This window comes from Halapricum sp. CBA1109, assembly GCF_009741825.1.
Classification (GTDB): domain Archaea; phylum Halobacteriota; class Halobacteria; order Halobacteriales; family Haloarculaceae; genus Halapricum.
The window spans coordinates 18,385-33,299 of record NZ_WPCA01000011.1; the positions used below are offsets into that span (position 1 = coordinate 18,385).

Here is a 14,915-nt window from a genome sequence, read left to right on the forward strand (position 1 = left end):
GGCGCGCTCAGCCGTCCTCGGGCGGTGCGAACTCCACGAGTGTCAACTCCCGGTCGAGCATACAGTAGTCGTGTGGCGGGTCGCCGAGCACCTCGTCGATGCGGTATTCGCTGTCGAAGTCGGCCCCGGCCGGTTCACAGAACCGGTGGCTCGGACAGTCCGTGTAGGGACAGGACCCGGCGAGACTCGCCTTGCTCCCGGCGTAGGCTCCCTTGCTCGGGACGTTGGCGGTGATCGGTGCCGGTTCGACGTCGACGGCCTGGACGCCGCCGTCGTGGACGGCGCAGTCGAGGACCGAGGTGTTCTCGCGTACGTCGACCACCTCGTACTTGCGCCCCTCCGTGAGATTGAGGCACTGGTCGCGGTAGGGACACCCCTCACAGGCGTCGGCCTCGCCCTGATAGACGAACGTCTCCCCCTCCCGTGCGAGGCGCGTCCCGATGAGCGTCAGTTGAGTCATTGGGAGACGGTAGTCGGGGGAGCCGATTAAGTGTTCCCGCCAGTCAACCGGTCGAGTTCGTCGAGATACGCCTCACGAGGCACCTGATACAGCGACCGGTAGTCGACCTCGCCGGCGTCGAACGCCTCGGCCAACTCGACGGCGGCGTCGACGGCGGCCTCTCGGGTGTCGTAGCTCTCGCCGTCCCGGGAAACGTCGGGTTCGAGACTCAGCGAGACGTACCACGGATCCCCCGGCGACGGTCGGTGGTCGCCCGGCCGCCGACCGCGACGGCCGTGTGTCAGGTATATCGTCGGCAAGCACGGCGCGGGGAACGCCTGACTGTCGAAGACGTCGGGCCGATAGACGACGACCGTCCGGTGGTCGCCGTCGTTCCAGACGGTCCATCCCGACAGGTCCGCGAACGTGTCCATACCCGAGGGTTCGGCGCGCGCAAGATGAATCTCCCGGTCGGCGGACACCAGATTTAAGTAGTTCTCGCGGGCCGGGTACGAAACGCTCCGGAATCGCGGGACAGTGGTAATATTCGGTCGTTGTTCTATTCAGAAAATGAGTGAAATAATACCTATATCGGAGAAGCGCTTATGTTGCTGTAGCGACGAATGATATTAGAGTATCGGTATTGGTACGAGATACCACACCCCACTCCCGACCCGACACCGACGTATGATACACGACCACAATCGACAGACTCTCGGTCGATCACCGCGGCCGTCGAGCGACCGCCGTCGACGGAGGGTCTCGCCGTCGCGTGCCGTGAGCGACACGGTCGGGACGGCGACGCGTCCCGAAGGTGTCCCCACTGGGACGCCCTCCACGAACACGTGATACAATGACAGGCACTCCAGATACGCTGGCAGAACTGAGCGACGAATACCGCGCGTCCATCCCCGCGGACCTGCGCAAGAGCAACGACTTCGAGTGGTACCTAAAACGGCTGTACGACGAACCGAAGATAGCCCGCAGCGCCCACCAGCGCGTGGCGGATATGTTCGACTTCTACGGCACGGAGTACGACGAGGAGGCCGGTCTCGTCGAGTACAAACTCGCCTCCGAGGACCCGCTCAACGACGGCGAGAACACCTTCTACGGGCAAGTCATCCACGAGTCCATCCACGAGTTCGTCAACAAGGTCAAGTCGGGCGCCCGCGGACTCGGCCCCGAAAAGCGGATCAAACTCCTGCTCGGTCCGGTCGGCTCCGGGAAATCCGACTTCGACCGGCAGGTCCGGCGCTACTTCGAGGACTACACGCGCCGGGAGGAGGGCCGGATGTACACCTTCCGCTGGACGAACCTCTGTGACGTCATCCCGGATCAGGACCCCGCGGACGATACAGTTCGGTCGCCGATGGATCAAGACCCCATCGTCCTGATCCCACAGGAGCAACGTGACGACATCATCGAGGACATCAACGCGGACCTGGACGCGCCCTACACCATCCGCAACGAGCAGAGTCTCGACCCCGCCAGCGAGTTCTATATGGACCGACTGCTGGCGTACTACGACGACGACCTCGAAGCCGTGCTGGACAACCACGTCGAGGTGATCCGGCTGGTCGCCGACGAGAACATGCGCCAAGCCATCGAGACGTTCGAGCCAAAAGACAAGAAGAACCAGGACGAGACTGAACTGACCGGCGACGTCAACTACTCGAAGATAGCGGTCTACGGCGAGTCCGACCCGCGGGCGTTCGACTACTCCGGCGCGTTCTGTAACGCCAACCGGGGCATCTTTTCGGGCGAGGAGCTACTGAAGCTCCAGCGGGAGTTCCTCTATGACTTCCTGCACGCCACCCAAGAGCAGACGATCAAACCCAAGAACAACCCCCGGATCGACATCGACCAGGTGATCGTCGGCCGGACGAATATGCCCGAGTACAAGGACAAGAAAGGCGACGAGAAGATGGAGGCGTTCAACGACCGCACCAAGCGCATCGACTTCCCGTACGTGCTGGGCTACGAGGACGAGGCCAAGATATACCGGAAGATGCTTCGCAACGCCGACCTGCCGGACATCGCGGTCGAGCCCCACACCTTGGAGATGGCGGGGCTGTTCGGCGTCCTCACGCGCATCGAGGAACCCGACGCGACAAACGTCGACCTGATACAGAAGGCCAAAGCCTACAACGGCGAGATAGACGAGACCGACGACGTCGACGTGAAGAAACTCCGCGAGGAGGGCGACGCCGCCGCCGAGATCGGCGAGGGGATGGAGGGCGTCTCCCCGCGGTTCATCGGCGACGAGATAGCCGAGGCCATCATGGACTCGATGCATCGGGACCGACAGTTCCTCTCGCCGCTGACGACGTTCAACCACCTCGAGAAGAACCTCGAAAACCACGGCTCTATCGCCGCCGAGGACTTCGAGACCTACTATCGGTACCTCGAGTTGGTCCGCGAGGAGTACAAGGACCGCGCCATCGAGGACGTCCGCCACGCACTGGCCTACGACGTCGACGAGATACAGCGCCAAGGCGAGAAGTACATGGACCACGTGATGGCCTACATCGACGACGACACCGTCGAGGACGAGATAACGGGCCGCGAGCAGGAACCGGACGAGCAGTTCCTCCGCAGCGTCGAGGAGAAACTCCAGTTGCCCGAGGACCGCAAAGACGACTTCAGACAGGAGGTCGCAAACTGGGTCTCCCGGCGCGCCCGCGAGGGGTCGAGTTTCGACCCGCAGGACAACGACCGCCTGCGCCGCGCCTTAGAGCGGAAACTCTGGGAGGACAAGAAACACAACATCAACTTCTCGGCGCTGGTCTCCTCCGGCGAGATGGACGACGACGAACGCTCGGCGTGGATCGAGGCACTGATCGATCAGGGCTACACCCGCGACGGTGCCAAGGAGGTGCTGGAGTTCGCCGGCGCGGAAGTCGCCAAAAGTGAGATGGAAGAGTAATGTCCGGCGAGGAGTTCATCGACGCGGCCGACCGCTCGCTGGCCTCGACCTACGAGGAGCCGATGAGCCTCGCGGGGTACGTCGATCTGGTACTCGACCACCCTGCCATCGCCTCCCACGCCTCGAAGTACCTGCTGGACGCCATCGAGGCCGCCGGGACCCGAACGGTGGTCGAGGAGGGCGAGGAGACCGAGCGCTATCGCTTCTTCGACGACCCGCACAACGACGGCGAACACGCCATCCTCGGCAACACCGAGGTGCTCAACCGGTTCGTCGACGACCTCCGGTCTATCGCTGCCCGGCGCGGCAAAGACGAGAAGATAGTGTGGCTCGACGGCCCGACGGCCACCGGCAAGTCCGAACTCAAGCGGTGTCTCATCAACGGCCTCCGGGAGTACTCCAAGACCGACGCCGGGCGGCGCTACACCGTCGAGTGGAACGTCGCCGGCGCGGCGGGCGAGTCCGGCGGCCTCACCTACGGCGAACAGGCCGTCGAGGACGAGGACGACTGGTACGAGAGCCCGGTGCAGGCCCATCCGCTGACGGTGTTCCCCGAGGACGTGCGGGCGGACATCCTCGCCCGCGTCAACGAGGCCCTCGACGACCACATCGAGGTCCACGTCGAGGGCGACCTCGACCCGTTCTCCCGGGAGGCCTACGACTACCTCGAAGAGCAGTACCGCCGGCAGGGCGTCGAGGACCTGTTCTCGGCGGTCACCGACCCCCAACACCTCCGGGTGAAGAACTTCGTCGTCGACGTGGGCCGCGGCATCGGCGTCCTCCACTCCGAGGACGAGGGGACGCCAAAGGAGCGACTGGTCGGGTCGTGGATGGCCGGGATGCTTCGGGAGCTGGACTCCCGGGGCCGAAAGAACCCGCAGGCGTTCTCCTACGACGGCGTCCTGAGTCAGGGCAACGGCCTGCTGACCATCGTCGAGGACGCCGCCCAGCACGCCGACCTGCTCCAGAAACTCCTGAACGTCCCCGACGAGGGCAGCGTCAAACTGGACAAGGGCATCGGGATGGACGTCGACACCCAGATGATCATCATCTCGAACCCGGATCTGGACGCCCAACTCAACCAGCACGCCGACCGCGAGGGGTCTGACCCGCTGAAGGCGCTCAAGCGCCGCCTCAACAAACACGAGTTCACCTACCTCACGAACCTCAGCCTGGAGTTACAGTTGCTCCTCCGGGAGTTGACCAACGACACCGAGGTCTGGGAGTCCGAATCGTGGGCCGACCTAGAGGAGCGCATCCGCCAGCCGGTGAGTATCGGCGTCCGCAGCGAGAGCGGTGTCCGCGACCGGGAACTCGCCCCGCACACGCTGGAGGCGGCGGCGCTGTACGACGTGGTGTCACGGCTCGACGGCAGCGATCTCCCCGAGGAGTTGACGCTGGTCGAGAAGGCGCTCTTGTTCGACCGGGGCTACCTCCAGGAGGGCGACGAGCGACGGGAGATAGACGCCTTCGCGTTCGACGACGAGGCCGCCGACGGCGACCACGGCATCCCCGTCACGTACACGCGGGACGTCATCGCCGACTTGCTCCACGAGACGACCGACCGCCACCACCCCGAGTTGCCCGTCGAGGGCGTGATTATGCCCCAAGACGTGCTGAACGCGATGGCCCAAGGGCTGGTGTCGGCGCCGGTGTTCTCCAAGGCCGAGGCCGCCGAGTTCGAGGAGCGCGTCGTCCCGGTGAAAAACTACGTCTACGACCGACAGGAGGCGGACGTGCTGGAGGCGATGATGCGGGAGAAACGCGTCGACGAGGCCACCGTCGAGGAGTACATCGAACACGTCTACGCGTGGGCGACCGACGACCGCATCGAGAACGCCCGCGGCGAGTTGGTCGACCCGGACCCGCTGAAGATGAAGGTGTTCGAGATAGAGCACCTCGGGCGCTTCGAGGAGAGCGACTACCGGGCGGACAACGAACCGACCGACGCCGTGGCCTCCTTCCGGACCGACCGGATCATCACGGCGCTGAACCGCTACGCGTGGCACAACCGCGACGACACCTTCCGCGTCGAGGACGTCAACCCCAAGGAGATTCCGGTGATCCAGACGGTGCTGGGCAACCACGACTGGGACGATGTCGGCCGGACGTTCGCGGACTTCGACCCGCGTCAGTGGGACGCCCCGCCGGCGAACACGGAGACGGCCCGCATCAAGGACCAGACCGTCGAGAATATGATCGAGATGTTCGACTACAGCGAGGCGACGGCCGAACTGACGAGTCGCCACGTGATGAGCCAGGTGAGTTACCGATGGGACTGAGAGACGACTTAGAGCGGTACCGCGAGGTGGGCGAACAGCGCCGGCAGGACCTCGCCGAATTCATCCAGTACGGCGACCTCGGGCGCTCGCGGGCGGACTCGGTCCAGATTCCCATCAAGATCATCGACCTGCCGGAGTTCGCCTACGACCAACGCGATCAGGGCGGCGTCGGGCAGGGCGAGGGCGCCGAGGAGGGCGACCCCGTCGGTCAACCCGAACCCGGCGACGGCGACGAGGACGGCGACCCGGGCGAGGAGAGTGGCGACCACGAGTACTACGAGATGGACCCCGAGGAGTTCGCCCAAGAACTGGACGAGCAACTGGGGCTGGACCTCGACCCGAAGGGCAAGAAAGTCATCGAGGAGAAAGAGGGCGATTTCACCGACATCACCCGGACCGGCCCCTCCTCGACGCTCGACTTCGAGCGGTTGTTCAAGGAGGGTCTCAAGCGGAAGATGGCGATGGACTTCGACGAGGAGTACGTCCGCGAGGCCCTGAAGATAGACGGCTGGGGCCCGGCGACGGTCTACGAGTGGGCCCGCGGGGAGAACATCCCCGTCTCCCGGGCGTGGATCGAGGACACCTACGCGGACATCCCGAGCGAGGAGCGGGCGAGTTACCCTGATCAGGAGGCCTTCGAGGACGCCGTCGAGATGGAGTCGACGGCAAAGCGCATCCGCCGGGAGGGCGTCGATCAGATTCCCTTCCGCCGGGAGGACGAGCGCTACCGCTACCCCGAAATCGTCGAGGAACGCGAGAAGAACGTCGTCGTGGTCAACATCCGTGACGTATCGGGGTCGATGCGCCAGAAGAAGCGCGAACTGGTCGAGCGGACGTTCACGCCGCTTGACTGGTACCTCACGGGCAAGTACGACAACGCCGAGTTCGTCTACATCGCCCACGACGCCGAGGCGTGGCAGGTCGAACGCGAGGAGTTCTTCGGCATCCGCTCCGGCGGCGGGACCCGCATCTCAAGCGCCTACGAACTGGCCGCGCAGATCCTCGAGGAACAGTACCCCTGGAGCGAGTGGAACCGCTACGTCTTCGCCGCCGGCGACAGCGAGAACTCCAGCAACGACACCGAGGACCACGTTATCCCGATGATGGAGGAGATTCCCGCGAACCTCCACGCCTACGTGGAGACTCAACCCAGCGGCAACGCCATCAACGCGACCCACGCCGAGGAGGTCGAACGGCACTTCCGCGGCGCGGACAACGTCGCCGTCGCCTACGTCACCGGGCCCGACGACGTCGTCGACGCCATCTACGAGATACTCAGCACCGAGGAGGACGACTCATGATAGACGACCGCATCGCCGCACAGCGAATCGCCGCCGAGTTAGAGGAACCGGTCGAAGAGGCCGGCAACCTCGCCGAGAAACTCGGGTTGACCGCCTACCCCGTCAACTACTGGATCGTCGACTACGACGAGATGAACGAACTCATCGCCTACGGCGGGTTTCAGGACCGCTACCCGCACTGGCGGTGGGGAATGCAGTACGACCGCCAGCAGAAACAGGGCCAGTTCCTCGGCGGCAAGGCCTTCGAGATAGTCAACAACGACAACCCGGCCCACGCGTTCCTCCAAGAGTCGAACTCGATGGCCGACCAGAAGGCCGTCATCACCCACGTCGAGGCCCACAGCGACTTCTTCGCCAACAACGAGTGGTTCGGCCTGTTCACCGACCGCGAGACGGCCCCGGGCGAACGCTCTGAGGTCCACCCGCTGGAGGGCCCCGACGCCGCCGGGATGTTGGCCCGCCACGCCGAGACGATCCGCGAGATTATGGCCGATCCGGACGTCGACCGCGCCGAGGTCGAGAAGTGGATCGACCACGTCCTCTGTCTGGAGGACAACATCGACCAGCACGTCCCCTACGAACCGGTCGAACCGGAGGCCGAGGCCGCCGAGTTGGACACCGCCGACGTCGACGAGCAACTGGACGAACTCGACCTCAGCGAGGAGGTCCGCCGGCAAGTGTTCGACGAGGAGTGGATCGACAGTCAGGGCGAGGGCGACGGTCCCGTCTCCTTCCCCGACGAACCCCAGAAAGACGTCATCGGCTTCCTGTTGAAACACGGTAAGCAGTACGACGACGACGCCGAGAAGGCCGTCGAGATGACCGACTGGCAACGGGAGATTCTGGAGATTCTCCGCCGGGAGGCCTACTACTTCGCACCCCAGAAGATGACGAAGGTCATGAACGAGGGGTGGGCCAGTTACTGGGAATCCGTGATGATGGTCGACGAGGGGTTCGCCGGCGACGACGAGTTCGTCACCTACGCCGACCATATGTCCCGCGTGCTGGGGTCGGGCGGACTCAACCCCTACAAACTGGGACTGGAACTGTGGCAGTACATCGAGAACAGCGAGAACCGTCGGGAAGTCGTCGAGCGACTGCTCCGGGTCGAGGGCATCGCGTGGCGGAACTTCCACGAGACGGTCGACTTCGAGGCGATACAGGCGACGCTGGAACCGCCCGCGTGGCTTGTCGACGTGCCGGGCCACCTCGACGACATCGACCCCGAGGACCCGCGGGTCGACGCCGACGGACTGGCGGCCGCCCGTGACGGGGAGTTCGACGTCGAGGCGTACCCGTGGAAGGTCCTCACCTACGAGGGCCTCTGTGAGCGTCACTACTCGCTGGTGCGGCCACAGAACCGGGGCTTTCTCGCCCGCGTCAGTCCCGAGGAACTCGAACGCGTCTCCCGGTATATGTTCGACGACGAACGATACGACAGCGTCGACGCCGCCCTCGCGGACGTAGAGTACACCCGCGGCTGGGACCGGATGCGTGAGATACGCCAGAGCCACAACGACGTGACGTTCATCGACGCCTTCCTCACACAGGAGTTTGTCGACGACAACGACTACTTCACCTACGAGTACGCCCACAAGAGCGGCGACTATCGGGTCTCCTCGACGGACTACGAGGACGTCAAAAAGAAGCTGATGTTGCAGTTCACCAACTTCGGGAAACCGACCGTCGTCGTCGAGGACGGCAACTTCGACAACGCCGGGGAACTCCTGTTGGCCCACCAGTACAACGGCGTCGCGCTGGACATCGGGCAGGCCAAGGAGACGCTCAAGCGCGTCTTCGAGTTGTGGGGGCGGCCGGTGAACCTCCTGACCATCGTCAAGGAGTACGACGAACACGACTTGGAGGTCGCTCGCCGCCGTGACCGCGAACCCGAGGCGACGGAGGTGGGCAAGCGCATCCGGTACGACGGCGAGGCGGTTACCATCACCGACGTACCGTGGGAGGCCGTCGAACACCTCGCGGCGACGGACGTCGACTACGACACCACGCCCGAGGAGTGGCTGGCCTGACCGACGTCACTGTTTCGGCGGACTGAACCATCGCCTCGAAGTCCACGTAGTGTTCAGGCAAAGAGCCACTCGGCATTGAGGCGGAGAAATCCCTCGGGACTCCCGACTCCTGTGGCTCGCTGCCCGTGGGTCGAGAGCGCGTCGCTCTCCCGCGATCACCGCTCGTCGTGAAGAGAGAACTCTTCGATGGGCTTCCCCATTGTGTAGCCCACACAGATATGATATCGACAAGGCCGGATTAAAGAATGGGTCACAGCGGAGCGGTCGCGGCTTTCGTCGGGATCACGTTCGTGTGCCGCTACCGCTGTCTCCGAGAACAAACACAGGGCGTCGTCCTCGGTTTCGGGGGCTGAGCACGGGCCGTCCGTGCGCCTACCGGGGTAGCGAGTTCTTCCCGCGGTCGCTCATTCCGGCAGATTGCCGCCGTTTACTTCCTCGTCGCTGACTTCCTCGTCGCCGGACTCCGAAGCTGTGCCGCCACCAAGGCTGACACTGTCGGTGGACCCCGGCAGGTTTCGCGTGTCGACAGACAGGTCCTGTGGACTCGTGGAGGCGCTGCTGCCGTCGGGGATGTCACACGCCTCTCCGACCGTGTTGTAGACCGGCCGTGCGTCGTTCCACATAGCGATATCGTCGGCGTCCCAGTCGCCGCCTCCCTCGACGGGACCGAAGTCCGCCGGCGGTTCCCGGGCCTCGGTGAGTTGTTCGAACGCGTATGCGGTCTCGATGAGTTTCGGTTCTTCGAACTTCGGTGCCAGAAACTCCATACCGACAGGGACGCCGCTGTCCTCCCGGAAGCCGACGGGCATAACGATGGACGGCCAATCCAGAATCGGGGACAGTTGCAGATTGGCAGGGCCCCAGCTGATGTCCTCGGAGTAGTCCGGGGTCGGGACATCCTGATTCCCGGGGTACATCACCATATCGAGGTCGTGTCTCTCCATCTGTGAGAGGATGTACTGCTGGAGTTCACGCTGGTTGTAGTAGGGCACGGAGAACTCGACGTTCTCTTTGAGTCCCTCGATCGTCTCGGGTTCCTCCAGCGCGAAGGTGATGCCACAGCTTTCGAGTTCGCCGGTCAGGGCGAGGTCCTCGATACTGTCGTACTCCTCGATCGTTTCGAGGTAGTTCTGCCAGTCCCAGTTGATCGTGCTCGAACGGTACGCGCTGTCCGTGAGATCATCGGGCGGGGACTCCAGATAGGAGACGACCGTCGCGCCCGCGTCCTCCATCTCGTCGAACACCGATTCGAACTGCTCGCGTATCTCCCCCTCTGGCATCCAGTCGGCGTAGACGCCGATTCGAGCACCGTCCAAACCGTCCTCGTTGAGGAAGTCCGTGTACCGGTTGCCGTCGGCGTAGGGTGTCTTGCCGTACTGGTGATACGTGAGCGTGTCGCCGGGACTGGGTGCCGCGAGGACGTCGAGCATCAGCGCCGTGTCCGCGACAGTCCGGGCCATCGGTCCCGGGATATCCTGTCTGGAGTACAGCGGCGAGACCCCCGCACCGCTCACCAGTTGCCGCGTCGGTCGCAGGCCGACAAGGCTGTTCGCCAGCGACGGTACCCGAACCGAGCCGCCGGTGTCGGTCCCGATTCCGATGGCGGCGTAGTTGGCTCCCATACCCGTGCCGGACCCGCCGCTGGACCCGCCCGAGGTCCGTTCCAGATTGTAGGGGTTGTACACCGTTCCGCCCATCGAACTGGAGGAGGTGTAGCCGAACGCGAACTCGTCCATGTTCGCCTTTGCGATGACGATTCCGCCGGCGTCCCGGATGTTCTGGACGATATCGGCACTCTCGGTCGGGACCGAGTCCTCCATCGCAACTGTCCCGGTCGTCGTCGGGATGTCGTCAGTGTTGCAGTTGTCCTTCACGAGGACGGGGACGCCGTGGAGCGGACCCACGAGGTCCCGCGGGGCCGTGACACTTGCCGATCCGCTCTCCTCGGATTCGGACGCTTGTACACCGCCCGGTTCGGCCGCTTTGTCGAGTTCCTCGGCTCGTTGGATCGCGTTGGGATTGATAGTGATGACGGCCTGTAACTGGTCCTCGTAGGCCAGAATGCGGTCCAGATACGCTTCGACTACCTCCACGGCCGTGAACGCTCCCGTCTCGTATCCGCGTCGGATCTCCCAGGAGTTCGCCTCGACCGGGTCGAACTCCTCCGATGACGTGTGCTCGTCCCCGCTCCCCACACCGGACAAGAGTCCGCTGACGGCGACGGCTCCGGCGGTCCCGAGGATGCCTCTCCGAGTTAACGATTTGTTATCTTTTGTGTCCGGTTTACTGCTTTTTTGTTCCTTATTAGCCATTTTTTCTCTTCGTTTACCCGTATCTACAGACCACTGATAAGCGTTCTGTGTAAATACATCCCCCCAGCGAACAGGTGATTATACTATACAGATGCTACCGATATGTCCCGTGTCTCCGGCAGACACAGGTAGCTGTTCTAGGAAACATATGTCATAGAATATCACTTAAAACTCACCAAAAGATTTAGTTTTGGGGGGATTTTGTTACGAATGTGCGAAGCAGTTCCCTATATCTTCCCATCGTTATCACTGCGATACTGGTGTTCGGTATGGGGACCACGGCGGCAGCCACGGACCAACCCGGTGGTCAGGACGTTCGGGCGAGTGCCGCGCTGTCCTCGTGTGCGGACGTCGACTCGTGGGAGGCGGACGCCGCCGGTGGCGTCGACTCGGACTCTGGTGACGACGTCCGAGTCGTCGTCATCTACGAGGACAATGTCACACGGGCGAGCTGTACCGGCGGGAGCGTCTCGGCGGTCGGTGGGCGCGTCCTCGGCGGCGAGAGCGTCGACATCGTGTCGATGCGGGTCGCGCGAGTCGACCCCGCGGCGATCCCAACGCTGCGGGCCAATCCGGCGGTCCGGGCCGTCGAGCGTGACCACGTCATCCGGATTCAGGATGGCGCTACCGGGAACGAGACGACCGATACCGGCGGGGCAGCTAGCCAGAGCGTTCCCTGGGGAGTCGGGCGGATAAACGCGACGCGGGCGGCACAGTCGGTCCCGGCTGCGAACCGGGCGAACGTCGACGTCGCCGTGGTCGACACCGGGATCGACTACGACCACCCCGACCTCGAAGGATCGGTCGAGTGGGGGTACGACACCACGGACGAAGTCGGTACGGCCGGCGTCAGGGCGGCGGACGACGACAACCGACACGGGACCCACGTCGCGGGGACCATCGCCGCCTCGGACAACGACCGGGGAGTCGTCGGCGTCGCGCCGGGGGTCGACCTCTACTCGATGAAGGCACTCAACGCGGACGGATACGGCTACTACAGCTGGTGGGCAGAAGCGCTCGACCGTGCCGTGAAGGGTCCGGACGGCGAAATCGGAACCGAGGACGATGCCGACGTCATTTCGATCAGCGCCGGCGGAGACGAGCGATCGACGACCCTTCGGAACGCCGTCGAGAACGCCGCAGAGCACTCGGTGATCGTCGCCGCAGCGGGCAACGACGGCGACGGTGACCCGACCACTGACGAGGTCAGCTACCCGGCAGCCTATCCCGAGGTGATGGGTGTCGCGGCGACCGACCGAGACGACCTGACGACGAGGACGAGCGCCGAGGGCCCGGATATCGCGATCGCTGCGCCCGGGGAGGACATCCTCTCGACAGTCCCGATAGAACTGACCGGATACGATTACGGGCGTCTCGACGGTACCTCGATGGCCGCCCCGCACGTCTCCGGAGTGGCGGCCCTCCTCATCGCCAGCGACTTCGCCGACGGGGAACGGACCGTCACCGACGCGCAGATACGGGAACAATTGACAGACACCGCGACGGATATTCACACCGAGGGCCGTGACAACTACTCCGGCTACGGCCGCCTTCGGGCCGCTCAGGCGCTGAACGTGAGTGGCGGTCTCGGCAGCGAGGTAGTCGTCGAAGCCACGCAGGTCGACGCCGACGGCTTCCCGACAGTCGACGTCTACGTGTCGGTCACGAACGGGTCGCGGCCGGTGTCGGGCCTGACCGCCGCCGACGTCGAGGTCGACGAGAACGGGACCGACCGGCCTGTCGAGTCGGTCACCCCGATTGGGGACGACGACGCCGTCGACACCGTCTTTGCTGTCAGTCGGAGCGGGACTCTCGATTCGGGAACTCTCGCGGACGCGACGGCGGCGGTCAGACAATACGTCGGGAACTTCGGGCCGAACGACGAGGGCGCGGTGGTGTCCTTCGCCGACGACGTGCGGATCGACCGGCGCTGGACGGACAACAGGACAGCACTGAACCGCTCGGTCGCGAGCCTCCAGACCGGCGGGAACACCTCGCTGTACGACGGCGCGCTCCGGAGCGTGCGGGAGGCCGCCACACAGGATGTCCGGACGGCGGTCGTGCTACTGGCCGGCGGGGAGGGCGACGACGACACCCACACGATGTCAGACGTGGTCGACGCCGCGCGGGCGGAGAACGTTCCGATCTACGCGGTCGGCCTGCCTTCAGGCGACGCGACAGTCCTTCGCAATCTAAGCCGCCGGACCGGCGGGGAGTACTACGCGGTGTCGACGGCCAGCGATCTGAGCGAGGCCTACGCGACTATCGGCCGGCAGATCCGCGACGAGTACCGGGTCTCCTACGACGCGAGTGACACGGCGACGAACGGGAACCGTCGGACGGTCGAGGTCACTGCTCGGAGCGGTGGGATGGTGGGTTCGGGAATCGGCCGATACAGGGCCCCGTGTGCGCCGTTGCCGACTGCCGCGTTCAACTACTCGCTGGACCGGCAGACAGTCAGTGTCGACGCCGCCCCGAGTTCACCACGAAGCGACCTCAGCGCGATGCAGTGGGACTTCGACGGCGACGGCGTCGTCGACGGGCGCGGCCGGACCGCGAATTACACCTACGCCGACGGCGGGACCTACGAGGTCGAACTCCGGGTGGCACGCGAGTGTGGTGCCGACGACACCGCCGTCCGGACCGTCACTGTCCCGGATGCCCCCGACTCGGCGGTCGTCGTGAGTAACGGGACCGTACGCCCGGGTTCGCGGACCGAACTGACGCTCTCGGCGGTCGCTGACGGCGTCGCGGGCTACCGGACGAAACTCCGCTACGACCCATCGGTGCTGACGGTCGTCGACGCGATAGGAGGCGACTTCGCCACGCCAGTCGTGAACGTCGACAACGCGTCCGGAACGGCCGTACTGACCCAGTCCCGGGCGTCCGGCGTCGACAACCCGACCTTGGCGCGGGTGACCGTCGCGGCCGCCCCGGACGCCGAGGCGGGTACGTACCCGGTTACTGTCGACGCGGCGGCAACACGGCTGCGTGGCCCGACGGACGCGATTCCGGTCGGAATCGAGAACGGCAGCGCGACGGTGTCGGCCGCCGACGGGGTGACGCTGCCGGACGCCACGGGCCCCGCCGGTGACCCCGACAGCGACGGCCTGTTCGAGGACGTCGACGGGAACGGGCGGACCGACCTCTTCGACGCCCTCGCGCTCTACAACAATCTCGACAGCGACCCGATCCGGACCAACGCCCGGGCCTTCGATTTCGACGGCTCGGGGAGCGTCGACATCTTCGACGCGCTTGCGCTGTACAACGAGGTCTCGGAGTGATCCGCGTTCGGTCCCGTCAGGCTTAGGCCACTGGCTGTCGTCGGCGCGGATATGCGCGTCTCGGTCGTGTTGTGTACGCACACGCTGGATCGGTACGACGACCTGCTGGAGGCGGCCGAAAGCGTCCACGCCCAGACCTACGACGACGTGGAACTGGTCCTCGTCAGCGACGGCGACCCCGCGGTGGCAGAGCGCTACCGCGAGGACTTCGGCGACGACGAGGACGTCGTCGTCGCGGAACTGACCCGGAACTGCGGCCTGCTCCGGGCCCGAAACGAGGGCGCGAAAGCCGCAAGCGGCGACGTGGTCGCGTTCGTCGACGACGACGCCGTCGCCGACCC

General features: G+C 64.8%; 9 protein-coding genes. 6 read left to right on the forward strand and 3 right to left on the reverse strand.

The window, feature by feature from the left end:
* Positions 1 to 7: 7 nt before the first annotated feature.
* Together GJ629_RS02480 and GJ629_RS02485 are read right to left on the reverse strand one after the other, a co-directional pair.
* Entirely contained in the window at positions 8 to 460 is a 453-nt protein-coding gene (locus tag GJ629_RS02480) for a UPF0179 family protein (RefSeq protein WP_157511599.1), read from the reverse strand.
* 26 nt (positions 461 to 486) lie between these two features.
* Entirely contained in the window at positions 487 to 873 is a 387-nt protein-coding gene (locus GJ629_RS02485) for a DUF5820 family protein (protein WP_157511600.1), read from the reverse strand.
* Positions 874 to 1,292: 419 nt separating this feature from the next.
* On the opposite strand from GJ629_RS02485, the gene GJ629_RS02490 reads away from it, so the two are divergent.
* Genes GJ629_RS02490 through GJ629_RS02505 form a run of 4 tightly spaced genes read left to right on the forward strand, consistent with a single transcriptional unit; the run spans position 1,293 to position 8,978 of the window.
* Positions 1,293 to 3,365 carry a PrkA family serine protein kinase gene (locus GJ629_RS02490; RefSeq protein ID WP_157511601.1) on the forward strand — a complete coding sequence of 691 codons (2,073 nt, stop codon included), beginning with the start codon at positions 1,293 to 1,295 and terminating at the stop codon, positions 3,363 to 3,365.
* On the forward strand, positions 3,365 to 5,647 hold the full coding sequence (locus tag GJ629_RS02495) for a PrkA family serine protein kinase (protein WP_157511602.1): 2,283 nt from the start codon (positions 3,365 to 3,367) through the stop codon (positions 5,645 to 5,647). Before GJ629_RS02490 ends, GJ629_RS02495 begins: the two co-directional genes overlap by 1 nt.
* Positions 5,638 to 6,948, forward strand: a complete 1,311-nt coding sequence (locus GJ629_RS02500; RefSeq protein ID WP_157511603.1) for a YeaH/YhbH family protein — start codon at positions 5,638 to 5,640, stop codon at positions 6,946 to 6,948. The genes GJ629_RS02495 and GJ629_RS02500 overlap by 10 nt, the downstream gene beginning before the upstream one ends.
* Entirely contained in the window at positions 6,945 to 8,978 is a 2,034-nt protein-coding gene (locus GJ629_RS02505; protein WP_157511604.1) for a SpoVR family protein, read from the forward strand. The genes GJ629_RS02500 and GJ629_RS02505 overlap by 4 nt, the downstream gene beginning before the upstream one ends.
* Positions 8,979 to 9,382: 404 nt before the next feature.
* Here the strand turns inward: GJ629_RS02505 and GJ629_RS02510 are convergent, their stop codons facing one another.
* Positions 9,383 to 11,173 (reverse strand): amidase, encoded by a 1,791-nt coding sequence (locus GJ629_RS02510; protein WP_197428395.1) that lies wholly within the window; start codon positions 11,171 to 11,173, stop codon positions 9,383 to 9,385.
* 386 nt (positions 11,174 to 11,559) lie between these two features.
* On the opposite strand from GJ629_RS02510, the gene GJ629_RS02515 reads away from it, so the two are divergent.
* Together GJ629_RS02515 and GJ629_RS02520 are read left to right on the forward strand one after the other, a co-directional pair.
* Positions 11,560 to 14,574: a S8 family serine peptidase gene (locus GJ629_RS02515; RefSeq protein WP_157511606.1), complete on the forward strand. Its 3,015-nt coding sequence runs from the start codon at positions 11,560 to 11,562 to the stop codon at positions 14,572 to 14,574.
* A gap of 51 nt (positions 14,575 to 14,625) precedes the next feature.
* Positions 14,626 to 14,915: glycosyltransferase family 2 protein (locus tag GJ629_RS02520; RefSeq protein ID WP_157511607.1), on the forward strand; the 290-nt coding region annotated here is incomplete at its 3' end.